The 22,991-nt window shown below is 50.7% G+C and carries 16 protein-coding genes; 13 read left to right on the plus strand and 3 right to left on the minus strand.

The features are described from left to right. Positions 1-21: 21 nt before the first annotated feature. Positions 22-564 (minus strand): hypothetical protein, encoded by a 543-nt coding sequence (locus JUF13_RS10085; RefSeq protein WP_203639579.1) that lies wholly within the window; start codon positions 562-564, stop codon positions 22-24. A gap of 258 nt (positions 565-822) precedes the next feature. Here JUF13_RS10085 and JUF13_RS10090 point away from each other — a divergent pair, with 258 nt between their 5' ends. Further along, on the plus strand, positions 823-1,647 hold the full coding sequence (locus JUF13_RS10090) for a DNA/RNA non-specific endonuclease (RefSeq protein WP_203639580.1): 825 nt from the start codon (positions 823-825) through the stop codon (positions 1,645-1,647). A 413-nt stretch (positions 1,648-2,060) separates the two neighbouring features. Here JUF13_RS10090 and JUF13_RS10095 read toward each other — a convergent pair whose 3' ends face one another. Continuing rightward, on the minus strand, positions 2,061-2,216 hold the full coding sequence (locus tag JUF13_RS10095; RefSeq protein WP_164511336.1) for a hypothetical protein: 156 nt from the start codon (positions 2,214-2,216) through the stop codon (positions 2,061-2,063). A 118-nt stretch (positions 2,217-2,334) separates the two neighbouring features. Here JUF13_RS10095 and cls point away from each other — a divergent pair, with 118 nt between their 5' ends. Beyond that, entirely contained in the window at positions 2,335-3,792 is a 1,458-nt protein-coding gene (cls, locus tag JUF13_RS10100; RefSeq protein WP_373300827.1) for a cardiolipin synthase, read from the plus strand. A 93-nt stretch (positions 3,793-3,885) separates the two neighbouring features. Here the strand turns inward: cls and JUF13_RS10105 are convergent, their stop codons facing one another. Next, positions 3,886-4,794 carry an ArsR/SmtB family transcription factor gene (locus tag JUF13_RS10105; protein WP_203639581.1) on the minus strand — a complete coding sequence of 303 codons (909 nt, stop codon included), beginning with the start codon at positions 4,792-4,794 and terminating at the stop codon, positions 3,886-3,888. 209 nt (positions 4,795-5,003) lie between these two features. Between JUF13_RS10105 and JUF13_RS10110 the strand changes: the two genes are divergently transcribed. The 11 genes from JUF13_RS10110 to JUF13_RS10160 all read left to right on the plus strand — a co-directional run bounded on the left by JUF13_RS10110 (position 5,004) and on the right by JUF13_RS10160 (position 22,958). Further along, positions 5,004-6,437 carry an alpha-N-arabinofuranosidase gene (locus JUF13_RS10110; protein WP_125764872.1) on the plus strand — a complete coding sequence of 478 codons (1,434 nt, stop codon included), beginning with the start codon at positions 5,004-5,006 and terminating at the stop codon, positions 6,435-6,437. Between the two features lie 16 nt (positions 6,438-6,453). Next, on the plus strand, positions 6,454-7,875 hold the full coding sequence (locus JUF13_RS10115) for an MFS transporter (protein WP_203639582.1): 1,422 nt from the start codon (positions 6,454-6,456) through the stop codon (positions 7,873-7,875). 37 nt (positions 7,876-7,912) lie between these two features. Then, the gene (locus JUF13_RS10120) at positions 7,913-9,721 is read left to right on the plus strand and encodes a family 43 glycosylhydrolase (RefSeq protein WP_203639583.1); all 1,809 of its coding nucleotides are present in this window, start codon (positions 7,913-7,915) and stop codon (positions 9,719-9,721) included. A gap of 35 nt (positions 9,722-9,756) precedes the next feature. After that, positions 9,757-10,614 (plus strand): alpha/beta hydrolase, encoded by an 858-nt coding sequence (locus JUF13_RS10125; RefSeq protein WP_203639584.1) that lies wholly within the window; start codon positions 9,757-9,759, stop codon positions 10,612-10,614. Between the two features lie 16 nt (positions 10,615-10,630). After that, positions 10,631-11,416, plus strand: a complete 786-nt coding sequence (locus JUF13_RS10130; RefSeq protein ID WP_203639585.1) for an alpha/beta hydrolase — start codon at positions 10,631-10,633, stop codon at positions 11,414-11,416. Positions 11,417-11,596: 180 nt separating this feature from the next. Then, on the plus strand, positions 11,597-13,219 hold the full coding sequence (locus JUF13_RS10135; protein WP_203639586.1) for a glycoside hydrolase family 43 protein: 1,623 nt from the start codon (positions 11,597-11,599) through the stop codon (positions 13,217-13,219). A 343-nt stretch (positions 13,220-13,562) separates the two neighbouring features. After that, positions 13,563-15,113 carry a glycoside hydrolase family 43 protein gene (locus tag JUF13_RS10140; RefSeq protein WP_203639587.1) on the plus strand — a complete coding sequence of 517 codons (1,551 nt, stop codon included), beginning with the start codon at positions 13,563-13,565 and terminating at the stop codon, positions 15,111-15,113. Between the two features lie 996 nt (positions 15,114-16,109). After that, the gene (locus JUF13_RS10145) at positions 16,110-17,936 is read left to right on the plus strand and encodes a DUF2207 domain-containing protein (RefSeq protein WP_203639588.1); all 1,827 of its coding nucleotides are present in this window, start codon (positions 16,110-16,112) and stop codon (positions 17,934-17,936) included. 371 nt (positions 17,937-18,307) lie between these two features. Then, positions 18,308-21,406 (plus strand): YfhO family protein, encoded by a 3,099-nt coding sequence (locus JUF13_RS10150; protein ID WP_203639589.1) that lies wholly within the window; start codon positions 18,308-18,310, stop codon positions 21,404-21,406. 146 nt (positions 21,407-21,552) lie between these two features. Then, positions 21,553-22,467 (plus strand): prenyltransferase, encoded by a 915-nt coding sequence (locus tag JUF13_RS10155; RefSeq protein ID WP_203639590.1) that lies wholly within the window; start codon positions 21,553-21,555, stop codon positions 22,465-22,467. A gap of 191 nt (positions 22,468-22,658) precedes the next feature. After that, a complete protein-coding gene (locus JUF13_RS10160) occupies positions 22,659-22,958 on the plus strand; it encodes a hypothetical protein (RefSeq protein ID WP_203639591.1) in 300 nt (99 codons plus the stop codon). Positions 22,959-22,991 lie beyond the last annotated feature (33 nt).

A 22,991-nucleotide genomic window follows, 5' to 3' on the forward strand; every position in this document is an offset into this window, starting at 1 on the left:
CAGCGCCGTTTCCCGGATAGTTTATTCAGCGACCTTAACTAAAACGGCCTGCGTCACGTCATCATCGACGTCACGAGAAATGTGGTAACCGGCGACCTTTAATTTAGCGGCGTCATTCTTACCAGTGACCGTCTTCTTGACCGTGAACTTTTGCGTCATCGGAATGTCCGACAGCTTACCCTTAAAGTTGATGACGGTATCGTCACCCTTGGTCTTAAAGGTCGTGTTCAGGGTCCCAATCTTGTTTAAGGCGTTGTCCTTTTTGGCAGCGCTAAGTGACTTGTAGTACTTGTTAACGTTGTAGACGGTCGCCTTACCGTTAGCGTCGAAGCTGTAGGCTTCCAGACCCGAATTACTCTTGGCATTGATGGCACCGTTGACGTACCAGAGTTGCTTGGAACCCGTCAACGTGGACTTCACGTCAGCCTTTTTCGTGGTCTTGTTTTTAAAACTAGCTTGTTGGTTGCTCCCCGACTTACTGCTGGAGCTACTGCAGCCGGCCAAGCCGATGGCAAATACAGCCAAAAGGCTCAGAGCGGCGGCAATCGTACGGGATTTCTTCATATCTCAATCACCTCATCGCAAATGATAACAGTTTTATGTTGTTCACACAAACCGCCTACTTCTCTCCTATAGTATAGCATGGCGGTCCACCAGAAACGGGGGACGTGCAGTTAAAAAAGTGTTAAGTTGGCGTGACTAGCTGTAATAATCAATTATTAATAATTAAAAGTAGTGATTAATAATCAATAAAAGCAGACAAACGTATGTTCTTTTGCTAAAATAGAAGGTAACACTATGAGAGCTGAGAGGAAGAGAAAAATGAGTAAACGTTATCGGGGACGCCGCCGGGGTGGGCGCGTGTCCATTTACACCGCCATTGCGGTGATTTTGATTGGGGTTGTGGGCACGTTAAGTAGTCAGGGCAACCCGACCGCTCGTAAAATTACCAACGTGGCCACGAGTTTAGTGGGGAGTACCAGCCATCAGGCAACGAATTCGAGCACCACGGCCACGGTACCCAAGCAGTCGGTCGCGACGAAAGCCCTAGCAGATCAGAAATACACCGGCACGCAAATCGTGGCGGTCAACCACAACAAGCCGACGTTTACCGCGGCCCAATTGTCCACGAAGAAGGGTCCCTGGGCGACGTATGGCGAGCTGGACACCTTGAACCGGGTGACCACGGCGAATGCCTTGTTGAGCAAGAGCACGATGCCCACGGCCAAGCGCCAGCCACTCAACGTCAACCCGACTGGGTGGAAGAACAAGGAATACACGGTCAATGGCAAGCGGGGTTACCTGTACAACCGAAGTCATTTAATCGGCTACCAACTGACTGGGCAAAATAACAATCTGAAGAACCTGATGACCGGGACCCGTTCACTGAACGACCCCGGCATGACCGCCTATGAAAATCCGGTGGCCAGCTACCTGAAGAGCCATCCCAGCGATTACATTCGTTACCAGGTGCAACCGGTCTTCCGCGGCAACGAGTTAGTTGCCCGCGGCGTCCACATGCAGGCCAAGTCGGTCAATAACCCCGGTGTTTCCTACAACGTCTACATCTTTAACATCCAGGCCGGCGTCAAAATCAATTACACAACCGGGACCAGCCAATACGGCGACCCGGCAAGTAGTTTTTAAAGCGAAAAATTAAAATCACCCAGTCCACTGGTTTGTGGCTGGGTGATTTTTTGATGACCGTTGATATAAGAATAAGTCTTAATTGTTAAGTGAGAGCTTAGAAAACTATAGTAGTAGAACGATGGAGATACATTGAACGGGATAAATAAGTATTGCCATAGGTGCAACGCTAGCGCAAAGGACACAGTGAAAGGCGAGAAATCGGAAGATTAATGCGCTAACGTGAGCGACCAGAGGCGGGTCAAGGTGGCCAGCTGTGTCGGTGGTCTTAACTGAGTGAATTTCTCAGTTTTAGACCACGGGACGAGCTTTGAGACCGGTTTAGGGGCTCAAAGTCGAGCTGGAAGACCGCTTCTCAGGCTGGAAGCGGCCCCATAGCAGGCCGCCTTGAACCCGCCGGCGGGAACGACACATTAGCGCCGATTCATGTAGCGGTAGATGCTGTACAAGATAATGCCCGCCAACAGGATGATCCCGATGGTCGGGTTGTCCCGGAAAATCCAGTGTAAAACGCGAAAGGGGCTGGTGCCGTGTAAGCCGCCAATCAACGTGGTCAAGTGAGAAAACATGGAAACGCCTCCTGGTCGATTTAGGGTGAATTAATTGAAAAAAGTTAAGGAAAACTAAAGACATTTTGATGATTTAGCGTATCATAAAAACACAGAGAGTTAGAGGAGGGGATTACCCGTGAACGTGAATTACATGCTCATCCTGGAAATCATTGTGCTTGTCAACTCGACGTTGGCATTCGTGACGGTTTTCCGTGAGAAACGTGATATTGCCGCGACGTGGGCTTGGATGCTGGTGCTGGTTCTACTGCCCGTCGTCGGGTTTATCGCTTACGCCTTTATTGGGCGAAAACTACCCAAGGGTCGGATGTTTCGGCTGAAACGGCAAGTGGCGGTTCAGTTAGAGGAACGGCTCAGCCAGCAACGTGAAGAAATTGGCGACAAAATTATGCCGGCTGACCAAATTAGTCACTCGGTCATCAATATGGTTAATATGTTTATGGAGACCGACCACGCCTTCTTAGCCCGGAAGAACCGGGTGCGGGTGATTACGGACGGTCACGACCTGTTCCATCTTATGATGGAGGACATTGAACGGGCCCACTCCAGTATTCACATTGAATTTTACACCTTTTACAACGATAAGATTGGAAATGACATCCTGGACCTGCTGGTGAAGAAGGCTCAGGCCGGCGTCGAAGTTCGGGTGATCTATGATCCATGGGGATCGATGGGTACCTGGAAACGGTTCTTCAAGCCGTTGATTGACGTGGGCGGCCACGTGGAAGCCTTCCTGGGCACGCGTTCGGCCGTGATTGACTTCCGGCTGAACTTCCGTGATCACCGGAAGATCGTCACAATTGACGGCCAGGTTGGCTACGTTGGCGGTTTTAACATCGGTGACCAGTACCTTGGTCGCAAGGAAAAGTTTGGCTACTGGCGCGATACGCATTTACGCATCGTGGGCTCCGGGGTCTTCTCCCTGCAAGCGCGCTTCATGCTGGACTGGAACGCCACCGACCGCGACCATCCGTTCAAGGACGACCGCATCGAGCACAAATACTTCCCACTGACCAAGGTTAAGGGGGAAACCAGTTTGCAGATTGTCTCTAGTGGGCCGGATTCCGACCTGCAACAGATTAAGATGGGGTACATGCGGCTGATTCAGACGGCGGAGAAGCGCCTGTGGATTCAGACGCCGTACCTGATTCCGGACGACAGTGTCTTGGACTCCCTGCGGATTGCGGCCATGGCCGGCGTTGACGTGCGAATCATGATCCCAGACAAGCCGGATCACGCCTTTGTTTACCGGGCAACCCAGTACTATGCCCGCCAGCTTGCCGATGATGGCGTGAAGATTTACTTCTACCACAACGGGTTCATTCACGCCAAGACCATGGTTGTCGACGGCCGGATTGCCTCCGTGGGTTCGGCCAACATGGATTATCGGAGTTTTAAATTGAATTTCGAAATCAACGCATTCATTTACGACCCGGTAGTCGCCACGCAGTTGGAAGAGATTTACGAGGCGGACATGCGGCACAGTGAGCTGATTACGCCAGAAAAATTCAAGCAGCAGTCGGCCTACCTGCGCTTTAAGCAGACGGCTTCACGGCTGTTATCACCAATTTTATAAAATGGATGCTCGACACCAGTAAGGATGCGAGCAGAACACAAAGAAATGGCGTCATCGTGTTTTACCACGGTGGCGCCGATTTTTTGTATCCAGCTAGTCGCTCTTAATCTTTTCCTGGTAGTAGGTTCGGAAGCTAATGTCCTGATTGTAATTGCCAAAGTGTTTGCCAAAGATCGTGCAGCCGCCGCAGTGTTCAGCGGTTTTAGGAACGGAGAACCGCAGTGTCCAGTTGTCGCGTTTGGCATCGATATCCGAAATGGTTATGTCGGAGAAATGGTGACCATCGATAAAGGTGCCGTACTCAGAGATACGAATGGTTTTTAGTAAACCATATTGATTCATATCGCTATAGACCCATTCGGGCGTGAATTTCCCGCGGACATCGGAGAAGTCACCGGGGCTAGTCCAGGTTCCCAGCGTCTTACCCGCCAAGGAAATGGTAATGTCGGATAACCAATTGTTATTTGAGAACGGAAATTCTGAACTCAGCTCAACGTTAAATTCAATCATCTTGATCTGTTGGTCGGGGGCCAGGTAGTTGGGGACCGTGTACTCCACGAAGCCGTCGGAGAACCACAGCATTCCAGCATCGGTTCGTTCCGGATTCATAAAGTATTTGGGATTGTCGACCTTGCCAATGAAGCCAGTTTGTCCAGCTAGCCCGCAGGTTGGGGAAACTTGGTAATGGGTGTATTGCCCAATGGGAATGTTGAATTCGTATTTTTCATAGGGGACATAGAGTTGTTGGGGAAAATGAATGGTAATGTTGTCGACCGTTAAGATGGAGATTCGCTGATTCCCGTGTTTTTCGGTGCGAATAATATGTGCAGCTTCTAACTTGTTCAAATGCATGATGGTGATGGTACTGCTGAGGCCTACAGCCGTCGCGATTTCCTTCACGTTCATCTTTGATTTTGACAGTAAATTGATGATTTCTAGTCTGACCGGATTATCTAACGCCGAGAACGCCGGCAATGAATTATTTGTAAGTGATAAATCCATGAATACATCTCCTAAGTAGTCTATATGTTACTAAGCCATCTTACCGATAGTTCAATTATACCCCCTTGATAACGAAAATGATTAGTAGATTCAAATAAAGTTAAGCAATCAACAAAAACGATATTGACTTCGACTTTGCAAGCGCTAACATAGGGTTGTGCACAGGAATACAAGATATCTTAACTATTACTTATTTGGAGAGTGAGCCTATGAAGGCGAAAGTTACGGATGAGTCAAATGACAAGATTCTGATTAGTAAGTATTTACAAGGACAATTTGCAGAACATTTAGGGCATGGGATTTACGATGGTATCTGGGTTGGCAAGGACAGCCCGATCGAAAATGTAAATGGACTGCGGAGCGACGTAGTCAATGCGCTGAAAGACTTACATATTCCAGTGCTACGTTGGCCCGGCGGTAGCTACGCTGATGAGTACCATTGGGAAAATGGGATTGGGCCAGTGGATCAGCGGCCAAAGACCATCAACCATAGTTGGGGTGCCGTAGTTGAAGACAACTCCTTCGGGACGGACGAGTTCTTTGAACTTTGCCGCCAACTTGGGTGTGAAGCCTACATCAACATTAACTTAGGTAGTGGGACCGTCAAGGAAATGGTTGATTGGATCGAATACATGACAGCCGATGGCGATTCTTACTTCGCTAATTTACGGCGGCAAAATGGTCATGCGGCGCCTTACAAGATTAAGTTCTTGGGATTAGGGAACGAAGCTTGGATGGGCGGCGGCTTTATGAGCGCTGAGTACTACTCAGACGTTTACCGGCGTTTCCAGACCTACGTTTCAGAATACAACGGTCCAATGTACAAGGTTGCTAGTGGCCCTAGCGATGACGATTATGCCTGGACCAAGGAAGTTACGGAACGCGCTGAACCCTTTATGGATGGCTTAGCCTTACACCATTACGCCTTAACTAATGGGTGGAACGACAAGGGTGATGCGGTCGACTTTAACGCTGAAGATTGGACGAGCTTATTGAACAGTGCCCGTCAAATTGACGACATGATCTCCCGGCACTTGGAATTGATGCCAAAGTCCACGGACTTGGTTGTCGACGAATGGGGGACTTGGTTCCAGCCGTTGAAGGGCACGAACCCCGCCTTCCTGATTCAACAAAACACGATGCGGGATGCCGCTGTTGCTGCCACGTCACTGAACATCTTTAACAAGTATGCCGGCCGGATTAAGATGGCGAACATTGCACAGATGATCAATGTTTTGCAGAGCATGGTGATGACCGAAGGCGACAAGATTATTTTGACGCCAACCTACTATGTATTCAAGATGTACCAGCTACATCAAGATGCCCGGTTGTTACAAGCATTCCATGAAATGAACAATGACTTAAACTACACCGTTTCAGAAAAGGACAACAACTACATCGTTTCTGTATGTAACGTTAATCCTGATAAAGCACACGAGTTAACCCTGACTTTGCCTAAAGCAATTGGCGACATCACCTACACGAAGTGCTTGAATCCAGCTGAAATGAACGCGCACAACGATCTTGACCATCCGGATGCCGTCGTCGACAAGGATTACGCAGACTACACGGTCACGGGTAATGAACTCAAGATGAACTTGGATCCACGAGAAATTGTGACGATGAAGCTTCCTATCAAATAGAGTGGGGGAAAATCTTTTGGAAAATAATGAAGCGCAAAGCGTACAAGCTCAGGTAATGCCCAAGCTGAAATTCACAGAAAAGTTGGGTCAAGGGATTGGCTCGATGTCCGTCAACCTGATCTTTAACGTGGTCAGTACCTATCTGTTATTCTTCTATACCAACGTTTATGGATTGAAGCCAGCAGATGCCGCGTTAATGTTCTTACTCGTTAGAATTATTGATGCGGTTGCCAGCCCAGTTTATGGGACGTGGGTCGACAAACGAACGACCAAATTTGGTAAATATCGTGGGTACTTACTTTACTTAGCCATTCCATATGCGGTCTTATCCGTCCTTTGTTTCTACTCAATTGGTGGCGCTTACACATTCAAACTTGTTTACGCGTACACGACTTACGTTGGGTTATCCTTACTGAACACGTTCCTGTCACCATTAGGTGCGATGCCAGCTGCCATGACGCGGGACAACGATGAAATTGCCCAACTGAACGCTTACAGCATGTTCTGCTCAAACGTTGGTGGGATGTTGATCTCATTTGGGGTACCATTCTTAGTTACTGGTTTCTCTGGCGCCTACACCGGCCAAGCTTCTCAAAAAGGTTGGTTCCTGACGATGGGTATCTTCGCCATCATGGGTCTGATCGGGTTACTCTTTGCTTTCACCATGATTCACGAACACTACCACATGTCTGCTCAAGCAACGGACGATGTTTCCTTTAAAGATATCTTTGTTCAAATGAAAGTCAACAAACCATTTGCTATTTTACTGGCCTACCTCATCTTGGCCTTCATTTTCATGAGTATTGTTAACTCATCCGGTTCTTACTACGTAACTTACAACATGGGCCGTCCTGATTTACTGAAGTACTTTAACTTGTTAGGGTCACTTCCTTCATTTATCTTAGTGCCATTGTTCCCATGGTTTAAGCGTCACATGGGTCGTAAAGGTTTGATGCTCGGTTTCAGTGGCGTCTTAATGCTAGGTCTCTTGATCATGTACTTTGGTAACGCCCACAGCGTTGGCTTGGTTATGACTGGTAAATTATTAGCTTCCATCGGGATGATCGTTACCACTGGTTACATGTGGGCCTTCGAAACCGAAGTTGTTAACTACGGTGACTGGAAGTTAGGCAAACGTGAAAACGCTATCATCAGTTCCGTTTGTTCCTTCGCCGTTGCCTTAGGGTTAGCCTTAGGTGGTGTGGTTCCTGGTTACTTCTTGAAGTTTATCGGCTTCAACGCCAGCTTGAAGATGCAAACCGCAAGTACCTTACACGGTATCTTGACCATGCAATCCTTATTGCCACTGATCTTCATCATTGCCGGGATGATTCTGTTTATCTTCTACCCAATCACCGACAGCAGCATGGACAAAATGAGTGCTGAAATTGATGCTCGTAACAAAAAAGCTGAACAAGAACAAGCAGTCGAAGACTAGTCTGTCAATCCAGGAGAACTTACGAGGTGGTTAGCTTATGAAAAATTATCAATTACTTTGTTATGAACGTGATCCGTGGAACGATGAGGGCTATGACGCCAAGTTATCTCACTCAATGCATTTAGGAATTTCCCAAAACGGGTCAGCCTTTAAAGCGTTGAATCACAATTATGGGGTGCTTTTCCCTAAGGGTATTGAAAAGGACGACGGCAGTATCGACGCGAAAACGTTGATTCAACCCTGCATCTTCCAAATCAATGACACCACATTTGGTATCTTTGCGATTCAAACGGGTTCCAAGGCTGAGAATGACTTAACCAGCAAAGGTGAACTCCTGTGCTTCACAACCGAAGATTTTGTCCACTATCAACAATTGTCGTCAATCAAGGTTGGCAACGACGTGATCTTAGAGGTCAGAGTCGATGGTCAGATGGCCCAGAAGGTCTTCTGGCGGGAAGTTTCCGGCAAGTGTTACGCCGCCAGCTTCTGGTTTAATGCAGACACCCAGGCATTTGAAATCAGTGGTAACGAACAAAGTGAAGTTGCTACGATTCCGAACCAGCCCAAGGTTGCTGCCGAAAATATTGATGGCTGCATTCCTCGTGGGGAGATTAGCATTAGTGATGCCATCGGTGATTATCTGCTGAATAAGTTAGATGAACCGTACAACACGGCTAATGAGCTCCCTAAGGAAGTCACAGTCGGTAGTCAGCAGGAATTAGAAGAGGTTAAGGCTGTCGCGAAGTATAGCGATGGCACCGAGACCAACAAACGCGTTGATTGGTACAGTCGTAACATTGATTTTACCAAGCCACAAAGTCTTACAATTAAAGGACGGATTCACCAAGATCACTTTATCTTCCCAATGGCGTTGGACCGGGCAGATCCTTGCATTGGTCGCTGGCAAGATAAGTATTACTTCATTGCCACGAATGATGCGGACCGGAATCACAGTTTGTACATCCGTGAAGCCGATTCAGTTCCTGAATTAGTGACGGCACAAGAAGTTAAAATCTTGGACAGTAACATGTACGATACGATTGGCAACCTGCTCTGGGCGCCAGAATTTCATATCATCGATGGCCAGCTGTTCGTGTTCCACTCAGCCACTATCGACCGGTTTGAAGACGTGCAGTCGTATGTCATGGCTTTGAAGCCCAACGGCAATCCCATGTTAGCTAGTGACTGGTGTGAACCTAAACGGGTGGTTAAGCCCAACGGTGACCCCCTGATCAAGCAAGGGATTACGCTGGATATGACGGAATTTCAAATCGATGATCACATTTACGTGACCTGGTCGCAACGGCAGTTTGTGCCCAACGACTTAGGGGCTTGGCTCTACATTGCTGAAGTGGATGCTGCTCATCCTTGGCAAATGGTTTCGGACCCCGTCGTGATTGCAAAACCTATCTATGGGTGGGAAAACAACCGTGCGCCAGTTAATGAAGGACCATTTGCGATTCAACGAAACGGTAAGGTGTACTTGACCTATTCTGGGGCGCTGATCGATGACAGCTACGTGGTTGGTCTGATGCAAATCGACCGGGAGTTGTCCCCGTTAGACCCAGAGAATTGGCAGAAGAGTAACTACCCAATCCTGACGTCCAACACGGTTGCCGGTGAATTTGGCCCCGGCCATAACGCTTACGTCATTGATGATGACGGTCATTACTGGAACAGTTACCATGCGCACCCAGGTAAAGAGGGGCCGCGGAGTTCTGGTATTCGGCGCGTGCACTTCGATGTTGATGGCGAGCCAGACCTAGGGATGACCGAGGACCTGGACCTCAAGCCACAACTGGTCAATGTTGCCTTACAGGTGAAGATTGACCCGAAGAAAAACTAAGTTGTTTAGAGAACCAAGAACAAGGGGTTGAGTGAATGATTAGCAGTTACTTGTCGTCGAATGATCATTACGCGGGGATGTACTCAGTGATCCCAAACATTTCCTACTGTGAAGACGGCGGAGAACCCAACCAAGTGTTGGATTTGATTGTGCCGTGGCGCCTGTCCTTAGAGGGCCCAACGGATCAAACGTTTCCCGTAGTGGTCTTTGTTCAAGGAAGCGGCTGGCAAACCGGTGATAATGGTTTCGAAGTTATTCAATTAGCAAACCTAGCGAAGCAGGGCTACGTGGTGGCCATGGTCAAACACCGCAATGCGTTTGAGGGCCATCCGTTCCCAGCCTTTCTCCAGGACGTCAAATGTGCCATTCGGTTTTTGCGGGCACATGCCGCGCAGTATGCGATTGATGCTGATAAGGTCATTGGCCTGGGTACCTCTTCCGGAGGCAATGCGATGCAGTTGGTCGGGTTGACCGCGGGTGATCCGCGCTACGAAACGGCTGATTACGCAGGATTCTCGGACAAGGTTGACGTGGTTGTTAGCTGTTTCGGCGTGTCAAATGTCGTTGCTTTGAAGAATCAAAAGGAATTTGTCGAAGTGACCCAGCACTTGGAAAATACCGAGTTTCCCAAGACACTCGAACAGATGAGTCCCGTCTATCAAGTTCGCCCCGACCAAAGTTACCCGCCATTCCTGTTGATGCACGGGTCCAAGGATACCTTGGTGCCATATCAACAGATGCCGGAAATGGCCGAATGTCTTGACCGCAACGGCTATGAAGTGGAAGCGGTTACGGTATCGGGCGCCGACCATGAGAGTAACTTTTGGAGCGCGGCTGTTTGGGACAAGATTGCCAGATTTATCACGAAGCATCTGCCAACCGACAGTCAATAGCGGGAGGAGATAGGCAATGATTAAACAGTTATCAACGGAAATCAACGGGTTGACCTTGCGCGGAACGGCGCATATCCCAGACGGCGCGACGGGTCAACAGCCAACCGTCCTGATGTTCCACGGATTCAGTTCGAATCGTGACGAGGCGTTTAATTCCTTCGTCTACATGAGTCGCTTGCTCAACAAAAATGGGATCGCAGCAATTGCCTTTGACTACGGTTACCATGGTGAGAGTGACGGGGACTTCATCGACTTTACCTTTAGTCAGGAGCTCGAGGAAAGTCGTGCACTCGTTGCGTTTGTTCAGACACTGGATTTCGTTGATACCCAGCGCTTGTCGTTACTTGGCATGAGTTTAGGCAGTGTGGCCGCTAGTATGACAGCGGGGCAGCTTCCAAACGAAATCAAGTCACTGTGCATGTGGTCACCAGCTGCGGTCTTTGTTGATGAGATTGCGAACAAACACGTGTTGCAGGGCAAGTCGACGGATACGGTTTCCCAGACGGGTTATCTGGACTTCAATAGCTTAAAATTAGGTCCAGCGTTCTTTGCGGATTTACAAAATATTCAAATCTACGAAGAGGCTGCCAAGTATAAGGGGTCAGTGACCATCATTCATGGGGATGCGGATAACATTGCACCGCTCAGCTACTCAAAGAAATATCAAAGCGTTTATCAGCAACCAACCAATCTGGTTGTTGTGCCAGGCGCCAGTCATGCTTGGAATTCAGTCGCTGTGAAAGAAACGTTGCTTAAAGAAACTCTCGGGTTCTTCAAGGAGACGTTGCTAGGCCAGAAATAGCCGTTACGGCGGTTCCAAAATGACGACGAAAGATGGGGATTCAGGTCTGGCGAGCTTGCCAGGTTTGAATCCTCATTTATTAGTTATTCACGCTATCAAGTCTGCAATCAGAAGTATTTACGGCCGAACGAAAGGCCCTGTTAAATTAAATTTCAGTTTACACGAAAGGATAAATTTCTTATGAAAATTCAAAATCCTGTGTTACCTGGTTTTAATGCCGACCCCAGCATGATTCGGGTGGGTGACACCTACTACATCGCCAACTCAACCTTCGAATGGTTCCCGGGTGTCCGCCTACATGAATCCAAGGACCTGGTCCACTGGAACCTGTTGCCATCACCACTGTCCACGAAGACACTGCTCGACATGACGGGTAATCCGTCTTCTGGGGGTATTTGGGCACCAGATTTGAGCTATGCCGATGGTAAATTCTGGCTGATCTACACCGATGTTAAAATTACCGATGGGCCATTCAAGGATATGATCAACTACCTGACCACGGCGACCGACATTCATGGGCCATGGACGGATCCCATCAAGATCAACGGGGTTGGGTTCGATGCCTCCCTGTTCCACGATGAGAATGGTCGGAAGTACCTGGTCCAACAGACCTGGGATCACCGTGAGTATAAGCAGCCCTTTAACGGGATTACCTTGACCGAGTTCGACCTGGATACGATGCAACTGAAGCCGGAAACGGCCCGCAACATTTACAACGGTGATGATGTTAAGTTGGTCGAAGGGCCACACTTGTATCAAATCAACGGCTATTACTATCTGTTTGCTGCTGAGGGTGGTACGGTCTTTACCCACCAAGAAATCGTCGCGCGCTCCAAGACGCTCGATGAATTGTCCTTTGAAGGCGAACCAGACGGGCCATTCATCACGAACGTGGACACGCCTGACTTCTACCTGCAAAAGCAGGGCCACGGGGCCTTGGCTTCAACGCCGGGTGGCGAATGGTATTACGCTTCGTTGGTCGCGCGTCCTTGGAACCACGCCAACGAATCCAGTCATGATCCTCGTGGCTGGAGCACGTTAGGCCGGGAAACCTCAATTCAAAAGGTTGAATGGGATGATGCTGGCTGGCCACGGGTTGTTGGCGGTCACGGTGGTCAAGTTGAAGTGGAAGCCCCTAAGGATGCCATTTTAACCGATGCCCCCAAGGATCACTCACAACACGATGACTTTAGTAAATCCACGTTGGACCTCAACTGGAACACGCTGCGTCAGCCGTTTACCCCTAAGTTGGGGACGGTCGGCGACGGCAAGCTGAAGCTGGTGGGTCAACAGTCCTTATCTAGCACCTTCGACGTGTCCTTCGTGGCGCGGCGCTGGCAAGCCTTCAACTTCGATGCTGAAACGGAAGTTAGCTTTGATCCATTTAGCTACCAACAAATGGCTGGTCTGGCCAACTTCTACAACGATAAACACTACTCCTGGATCTTCATCACCAACGATGAGAAGAAGGGTCGCGTGATTGAAGTCGCTCAAAACGACGACAACACCTACACGTCCTTCCTGAAGGACAACGCGATTCCCGTCCCAGCAGATGCGAAATCCGTTTGGTTCAGAGTCCAAGCCCGCAAGGAATCTTACACGTACCAGTACTCCTTTGACGGCAAGACCTGGGAAACGGTGCCAGTCACGTTAGACGCCGCTATCCTGTCCGATGACTACGTCCTACAAACGTCAGGTGGTTTCTTCACTGGCGCCTTCGTTGGGCTAGCAGCTGTCGATTATGCAGGGTACGAACAGGTGGCTACGTTTGACCACTTCGACTACCAAGAACTTCCTGACTAAACGATTTTCTCAGGCACTATATGTTCGAGAGAGTCTGTCTGTCCGGGTTATCAATTTAGGATCATAATTTGTCCAATGGGTGACTGAATATGTCGTTAAGCAGATTAATTGGCGGAAGTTAGTGGTGGGTGTATGATGGACCCGCTCAAGTGGTTTGTCACCGTTAGCTGGATTGAGGCCGGGAAACTGGTCAGCTGGCGGGACACCCGCGTAGCAGATTAGACTGTATGTGTAATAGACGACACTTTTCGGTTCTTGCCGGAAGGGTCGTCTATTTTTGTGGGCAAATTAGCAGGTATTGAGACTATTAGATGTTTAAAAATAAAGCTAGGTGGCGTAAATAATGGCAAATGTACAGTATGAAAATCCCGTTTTACATGGTTTTTATCCGGACCCTTCGATTTGTGCGGTGGGGCAGGACTTCTATTTGGTCAATTCCACGTTCTCTTATTTCCCAGGGATTCCGGTCTTTCATAGTCGAGATTTAGTTCATTGGGAACAGATTGGAAATGCCTTGGATCGGGATTCACAGGTGAGCCTACGAGGAAATGATGATCACGAGGGTATCTATGCCCCCACGATTCGCTATCATCAAGGAACCTACTACATTATTGCAGACCATGAAACGACGAAAAACCGTGGTGGCATGTTTGTCATCACCGCCCAAGATCCGCGGGGACCGTGGTCTGAACCGCGCTTTATTGCTGCTGCCGATGGGATTGATCCGAGTTTGTTCTTCTATCAGGGCAAATGCTACTTCGCCGCGACACATGATAATTCAGCGGGGCCAAAGTATCCGGGAGATAAGGAAATTTACGTTGCTGAATATGATTTGGCAACGGGTCAAATTGGGGACACGACTCCGGTTTGGCAAGGGGCCTTACGGAACGTGGTTTGGCCAGAAGGTCCGCACCTGTATCACCGGGGCGATTACTTCTATCTGCTGATAGCAGAGGCGGGGACGTCGCACCAACACGCGATGACTGTCGCCAGAAGTAAAAATATCTTCGGGCCTTACCAAGGAGATTTGGATAATCCCATTCTCACACATCGTTTCTTGGGCAAAGACTTCCCGGTTAAAAACGTTGGGCATGGCGACTTTGTTCAGGCTTATACGGGCGACTGGTACTTTGTGTGCCTCGGTAGCAGACAGTGTGAAGGCTATGTCAATCTGGGTCGGGAAACGTTCCTGGGTCGGGTTCAGTGGGAAGATGACTGGCCGGTCTTGAATCCCGGCCTCGGTCGTCTGGCAACGCACGGCGAACTGAATCTCCCTAGTCAGACGGTCCCACAGTTAGCGAATAAACTGACTTTTGAAACGGATAAAGCAGATTTACGGACGCTATATCTGCGTAATCCATACCGCGACCACTACGTTTTGGATCAGCAAAAACAGGTATTGAAGTTAGTCTCTTCCCCGAAGTCGTTGGCAACCATGGACTCGCCAACATTCTTGGGGATTCGGCAAAGTACCATGACGGGGACCTTTGAAGTGGCCTTTGGCGAAGTGTCGCTTCCGGAGAGTCAGGTGGGCCTGGCGGTTTATCAGAGTCATACGCACTTTGTGACATTTATGATCAGTGAAGCCGACGGGCAATTTGCGTTAACGGTGACGAAGCATCTGGATGATCAGGAAACCGTCGTTGAAACGGTCACCTGTCCAGAAATGCCGAAGAAACTGATTCTCAAGCAGCACGGTCAGAAGCTGTCGTTCGGGTACTTTGACGAGACCGTTGGCAATTATCGTTGGCTAGCAACCCAGATGGCAACGAGTTTCCTAAGCACCGAGGTCGCTGGTGGTTTTGTGGGCTGTGTAGATGGCGTTTATTGCTATGGGCCAGAGGGTCAAGGAACCGCTGAAGTTCGGTCGATTACGACGAGTGATAGTTTTTAGGAATGTCTAATAGGCGACACTTTCCGGTCAATACCGAAAAGCTCGCCTATTTTTCTGCACAAAAATAGACCCCAGCGAGGCGTGTCGTCGGGGCCTGACAAATGCATGTGTTTCTAATTCTTGACTGAAGGTACTGGATTGGTATGACTAGTTAGGGGTGCCAATGCAATCCATAGGTGGGTGCTGGTTGGTAACGCCCATCTACAGGCTTAATAGTAACTGAGCAAGGTGGGAAACACAATCAAAGTGCTTCACAATCGGATTACCGGGCGATTGGTTGAGTTGGCGGGCTATTAAGCCGGTAGGTACGAAAGCGAGACAGACTAGGCGGTGAATGGGGGTCACTCCTGTATTCTAAAGAATTCGTCGATTTAGGTGACGATGGGAAGGAGTGAGTCACTTGCTGAATGCTTTCTTATTTCCACTGGCGGTGGGATTACTTGTCGCTTGGTTTGCTGATTGGCTAAGTCGCAAACATCGGAAATAATTTTTTCGATGTTTAGCTCGCCAGTTTTGTAGCTTAAAACTAAAAAACACCTCAACGACCACAATCGTTGGGGTGTTTGGCGTGTTTGTTGAATGCTTTCAAATACATGATACAAGGATGATACTAAAATAGCAATCAAAGATAACAACAATCGTGTTGTCGGGTTATTAGTTATGTGGATTGGTTAAGTCGTAAACATCGGAAGTAATCATTCCCTAGCCCACCAGTTCGCTTTTAGAACTAAAAAACACCCCAACGAGTGCAATCGTTGGGGTGTTTGGTATGTTGAATTCTTCTCTCACCACTATAGTACCTGGCTAACTGGTAAATAGCAATCAAAGCCACTGGCAATCGTGTTGCTGGGTTATTGATTATTAATGGAAATCTTTGCATGCCACAGACCACTGGCAGGAAACGACAGGCCAGCCCAAAGTTTCTTTGCCAACGAATACCCACCCCAAGAGCGATATGCTACACTGAAACAAACACGGGAAAACGGGGGGATGGACATGCGAAAAGAAACGGGACTGATTTGGAGTCTGGTGGCGGTGTTGACCATGCTATTGGTGTGGGGCAACACGCCCGTGACCGCTTCAGCCAGCTATAAGATCCAACCATTTAACATGCACGTGACGGTCTTGAAAAATGGGGATGCTAACGTCACGGAAACGTTGACGTACCACTTCAATTCGGATTATCACGGCGTCTTTAACGTGCAGGATCTGCGGGGCATTCGGGGTGGCAAACTCACCGAGGTGCGGACGCAACTTAATGGCGGCAAGGTCGTGACGGCCAAACCAGCTAGCAATCAACAAGACAATACCTATCAGCTGACGCAAAGTTCCAAGCGGCTCAAGGCCAAGTTGTACCGGTCAGTACATGCGGGTAACCGACTGAAAGTCACGTATAAATTTCACTTGCGTGGTGTCATTACGAACTACCGCGACACCGCTCAGCTTAATTGGCGCGTCGTTGGCGGTGGTTGGGAGGTGCCGCTGACCAACGTGGCAGTCACGATTCAGTTGCCAGCGAAAAACATCACCCAGCTGCAGGGCTGGACGCACGGACCTTTAGACGGCCACACGCAGGTCAATCGCGCGGCTGGGATCGTGACGATGACGGTGGCCAATAATCCTTCAAATAGCTTTATTGAAAGTCACCTACTCTTTCCAACCAGCGTGACGGCGACTAACCCCAATCGCGTTGCGAAGAATCATAAAGCCGCGGCCCAACGGCAGGAAGCTGCCTTGGTCGCGGATGCCAATGCCCAACGAAAGAGTCGGCGCCGGCTCGTTTACGGGGGCTACGTGGGCCTACTCGTGGCGTTGGTGGCGACACTCGGTGGGGCCTGGTGGTGGTTGAAACGCCATCCGGCCAACGTCTATTCGCGGCCCATTCCAGTCGACCACTTCTTTGATGTCCCACGCGTAACGCCAGCTTTGGCGGAATCACTAGTTGATGCGCGGTGGCCGAATACCAATGCGCTGACGGGTGACATCATGATGGCGGCGGGCAATCACCAACTCAAGGTGGAAACGGTAAAGGCTGGCCGACGGGACACCGTCCGGATCACCAAGACGGGAACCGTGGACAATTATTTCTTGCAGAAATGTTTCGTGCGCCTGGGCGCCAACGACAGCTTCACGTTAAAAGAGCTCAATGCATTTGCGAAGAAGGATAAGAAGGGCAAGGTCGGCAAGTGGTTCGAACACTGGCAAACGAGCATCGACCAGCAAACCGACCAATACCAGGATGACGCGAACATTACCTTACGCCAACGGTTAGTCTGGTTGGCAGCGGGCATCAGTGCGCTGGTCATCGCGTTGGTCATTTTTGCCTGGGTCATGGGGCTCGACGAGTTTGCCCTGACCGCGGGTGGCGGTGTGATCTTGCTGATTGGTGTTTGGAGTTACGCCTTGGTTCAACGGCGTCGCATCGACCGCAACAATGCGGAGAGCCTGATTTTGGTCAACGAGATCCAAGGCTTCCGGCGAATGCTCAAGGACATTGGCCACTTCAATACGGCTAAGATTGGCGACCTGATTCTGTGGGAACAAATCTTGCCGTACGCCGCGGCCTTTGGGTTAGCCAAGCAGGTTGCCCGGAAACTGGAAATTGATTTTGGCCAAGCTGAAGTGCAAGCGAGTTTTATCGATTTCTACCCACTGTACTTCGCTAACGTCACGGGTCAACCGCTGGGCGATGCGATTGGCAGCAGCGTTGCCGGCTCAATTAAAACATCGAACGACCTGAGCTCCACGTCTGGTGGCTCCGGTGGCTTCTCCGGCGGTAGTTCGGGTGGCTTCGGTGGCGGTTCCGGCGGTGGCGCGTTCTAAGGCCAGTCGCACAACAGAAAATAAGCAAACCTCGGTCGTCATGAGCAGTTTCCAAGCTCGTGGCGGCTGTTTTGTGTGGATCAGTTAACGAACGCTGGGGTTTCCAGCAAAAGGGTGGTTTTGACAAAATGTTCCATGTGAAACATTACAATCGGGTATCGTCTGGCGAGAATCATTGACACGGAGCGGTTTTCTTGCAAAAATTAAGGTTAACTTAGCTAACACTGACGTCATTTAAGATGTGGTCGGCGTTTTTGGAAGCAACAATTTTACTGTAATTAGAGAAATGACAATTATGCTAGTTGATTCGTGTGCGTCGGCAGACAGGGGACGGATCAGATCAGCAACCAAATGAAAACGGAGGGAACGAAATGAAAATCGGACACCGCCAGTGGCCGCTGTGGGGGCTTTACACCTTAGCGTTTACGGTGATTGCGGCATTGGGGTTTGGCGTGTTTGGCCTGGCCAATCGCACCATGATCTGGTACATGGATGGGGTGACGCAACACTATCCCGTCATTTTAGAGCTGCACCGCCTACTGGCCAAAGAGGGTGTCGGCGGGCTAGCCGGTTGGTCCTGGACGATGGGGCTAGGCGCCGACAAGCTGACAACGCTGGCCTATTACGTTCTCGGCGACCCGTTTGCCTACGTATTGGCACTGCTACCGACGAAATTTTTAGAGGCGGGGTTCGGCTGGGCCATTATTCTACGGCTCTACGCCACCGGCCTAGCCTTCCTAGCACTGGCCAAACGATACGCGTTTAAGCCCAGCAGCCGCCTGTTGGGGGCCATCACGTACGCCTTTACCGGCTACTCGCTGATGGTGGGCGTCCATCACCCCTTCTTCCTCCTGCCCATGATTTGGCTGCCCCTATTGTTCGTCGGTATCGACCGAATTCTTCACGGTAAGGGGTGGGGGCTACTGGCGCTGATGACCGGGGTGACGATCCTCAGTAATTTTTACTTTGCCTACATCTTAGGGTTGGGCAGTCTGATCTACGCGGTGATTCGCTACCTGCACGTCAAGCAGCAGGGGACACTGGCTGTGAAATTGCCAGTGGTGATTGGCCGATTTTTGGCCGCCGCCGGGCTGGGCATCTTAATTTCTGGCGTGTTATTGGTGCCCTCGCTCTTAATGATGCTCAATTCCACGCGGACCGGGTCGATTTTTGCCAACGGCCTGTGGCTCTATCCGATTGATTATTATTTAAAATTAGGCAACGCCGTCTTGACGACTGGAAACACACTAGATTACTGGAGCGTGTTGGGATTGAGCGGTATTTCCTTCTTCGGTTGCGTCTACACGTTGGTCCATTGGCGGCAGCACAAGTGGGTTGCGGGCACGCTCGTTGCCGTGGTCATCGGCCTGATGTTTCCGGCCGTCGCAGCGGTCTTCAACGTGCTATCGACGCCATCTAACCGCTGGATTCTGCTGGCGGCCGTACCAGTGGGACTCGCAACGATGACGTTGGCCGACCAGTTGCCGACCCTGTCCAACCGGGACCGCTGGTGGTTGGCGGGCAGTGCGGCTGGCCTGTTGGCGCTGGTTTACCTCAGTAACGGCTTGGTCTTTAGCAATCCTGCCCGGGACCTGATTACCTACGGCCTCCTACTGGCGTTAACGGCGATTCTCGTGGCCAATGCGCCAGCCCGCGTCACGTTGGGCCTGGTTTGGACACTGGTGGGCCTCAATTTGGTCAATAACGCCTGGGGCTATTACGACCCGAACGCCGGGGTACAGGCGACCCAGGAACTTCGGCGGGGCGACGCGACCCGCTACATTCAGGACTACTTTGATGGTGCCCAAACGGTGGCCCAAAAGTCGGCGACGTTCAGCCGGGTCGATGCCACGCGAAACTTTAATCTCTTTCGCACGGTCGGCAACAACATGACCATGACCCACGGCCTCCACGGGACAATGTCGTATTTTTCCGTTCAAAATGGCTACGTGGGGCAATTTAGCCGCGACCTGCAGAACTCGGAGTATGCGATGAACGCGCCGATTGGGCAAGGGGACAGTCGAACCACACTGAATCAACTGCTGGGGGTCAAGTACCTCTTTGCCCGTGAGGATCAGGTGGCAGCACATCAAGCCTTGCCGTATGGGTATCATGCCCAGAAAAAGGTCTTCACCGAGAAACCGGTTTACGCGCTATCCAATGGCGTCGGCACCCAGGTATTGACGACCAAGCTGGCCTTCCCGTTGGTCTACACGCAACCGCAAGCCCTAACGACCGCGGCTTGGCATCAGCTTAGTGGCGTCGACCGGGAACGAAGTTTGACGCAGGGGGCCGTCACGCCAACTGCGGTTAAGGGTGTGCAGACGGTGGATTACCAGTCGCCTAAGCGGACGCTGGGGTACACGGTCACGCCCAATGCCGTACCGGTGATCGACAGTACCAACAAGGTCGTCCAGTATCGCCTGAAACAGGGGCAAGCGGGTCTGAAGACCGGACTTAACGAGAAGCAACAGGATATGTTTGGCAGTACGCTGAAGGCGCCCAAACTGACCGTGGATGAAAATGGCTTGATCAGCAAGCAAGATATGCGGCAGTATGGGTCAATGGTCGCACTGAAGCAGAACCGGCAGGCGTTGAACCGGGTATTGACGAAGAACCAGACGATTCTTAAACAAACAACCACGGCGAACGCCACGGGTCTGCACCAACTAGTCAGTGATGCGCAGGACAATCCAATTAGCTACACACTGACGCTGAACCGACCAAAGCGGGCGCAGGGGACCGAGTTGTATTTGGAACTCAACGGCATTAGCTCTGAGCAATTGACCACGGCCGGACAACTTCAGGCGCAGGACAATACCAGCGTGCTGGGTGCCACGCCCCGGTTGGCGCTGACCAAACTGAATGCCTGGCGCGCTACCACGCGGACCCCAGACCTGGGTGATTACTGGGTTACGGCGAAAACGCGTAACGCGGCCAAGACGTTCTCCCAATTTGGCATTGATAACCTGTCCGACTACGAGCCCAAGCAGCACGTGCTGTTGAACCTGGGCTATTCACGCCAGCTCCGCAAGACCATTGACGTGACCTTTAACGCGACGAAGCAGATCAATTTCAAATCGGCACGGTTGATTGCCGTGCCATTTGGGCAATCCTATAATCAGCAAGTTCACCGCGTGCAACAACGCGGGTTGCAGCATGCGCGGGTCACGAACAATCAAATCACCGGGGACCTAACAACGGGCCAGACCAGTGTCATGACGACATCGGTTCCGTACTCAACGGGCTGGCAGCTGACGGTCGATGGTCGGCCAACCCAGACGCTGGTGGTCAACGACGGTTTTGTTGGCGCTCGGCTGCCTAGCGGGACGCACCGAATTAAGTTAACGTACCAAACGCCGGGGCTCAAGCTCGGCTGGATGCTGACGGTGGTCGGGCTCATCGGTTTAGCCGGTGAAGTCGATTGGTGGCATTGGCGTCAGAGGAAACGGCAAAGCAGACTGAAGTAAACAGACTAGGGTGTTGTGACTGTCCATGGGGGGCGGAAGTGACGCCCTATTTTTATGGCGGAAATTTCGGTGAGCTTGGGGACCAGTTTTGCGCTGTAAATTTGGTAAACTGGGGACAGTGTCAAACAATGTGGGGAGTGAGGAAAATGTCACGGTGGTTAACGTGGCCAGTGTTTTACGAGTTAACGGAGATCTACACGGCGCCACTCAACGTTATGTGGTTTATCCTGGGCGCAGCGATTGCCCAGTTCTATGCGGGAACGGTGGATTGGGTGAACGTTGGGCTGTGCCTGGTGGTGGTATTTATTTTCGATCTGGCGGTCAACGTGGCCGATAATTATTATGATTATCAGCACGCGCACGACCGGGCAGGGTACGCGCAGCAGACCAATCCGGTTGGCCGATTAGCCTTGCCAAAAATGGGGGTCGCACAACTGGCCTGGGGCCTGTATGCGTTGGCGGCGGTGCCGGGCGCCGTTTTAGTTTGGCGGACGGGTTGGCCGGTGGCGGTCTTTGGTATCGTGGGTTATTTGATTGGCATCTTTTACACGGCTGGACCGCGGCCCATCAACGCGACGCCATTCTCGGCCATCATCGTGGCGCTGGCAATTGCCTTTTTGATTCAGCTGACCTGCGTTTACGTGTCCATCTATGGTCAGCGGCCGCTCACCTGGCGCATGGTGGGCGTGACCTTCTTGCTGTGTCTGCCGCTGACGCTGATCTTCTTTACGCTCCAAATGGCCAACGATACGGCTGACCGGACGGAAGATATTGCCAATCATCGCTACACGTTGGCCTATTACCTGGGCCAGCGCGGATCTGTGCGGTTGATTCAAGGGGTTGTGGTCGTGGGCAGCCTGTGGCCGTTGGTCAACGTGGCCCTGGGACTCGCGCCGATGTGGACCGCGCTGGCAGTCCTGTTGTTGCCCGTGATGTGGCGGGGGATGCAGCCGTTCTTTCGGGTTCAGGATAAGCGCCAGACGTTTATGACAATGGTGAAGAGCGCGTCCTTATTTTTCGTGGCGTACCCGCTGCTGTTCGCGCTGGGGGCCTGGCTATAGGGTGAAAATGTCAGAGTTAACCCGGGTTATAGTTTGAAAATAGTGACGTCGATTTCGGTTAGCCAGCGGAATCGGCGTTTTAATTTGCTCGCGGAGAGATTGTTTGGCGGCGTGGTGATTTTGGCTATGCAAACGCCTCAAAGTAAGGTATTGTGGAAGGTGTAGTCGGCAGGTGAAGGAGCTAACTAACCATGAACCGCAGTATGAAATCGTATTTAATCATTTACGATATCTGTTGTATTGGGAGCCTGGTTGCGTTGCCAGCCTTGCTGTTTTTTGCCTCGTTTCGTGATCAGCTGCTGTATGCGGTCCTGATTGGGGTGGGCATCGGCGACTGGCTAACGCGGTCACTAGCGTTACGACGATATCAGCAAAGCTATGGTTACTATCGAGTGGCATGGCGCTTGCGCCGAGTGGTGTTGGTCTTACTCGCGGTGATGGTGGTCTTGGCAATTTTGCTGGCAGTAGTTGCGCGGATACAGGGCAGTTAGATTAACGTGGGGACGTTGATCTAACGGGGAAAT

It is taken from the genome of Levilactobacillus wangkuiensis, from assembly GCF_016861605.1.
Lineage (GTDB): Bacteria > Bacillota > Bacilli > Lactobacillales > Lactobacillaceae > Levilactobacillus > Levilactobacillus wangkuiensis.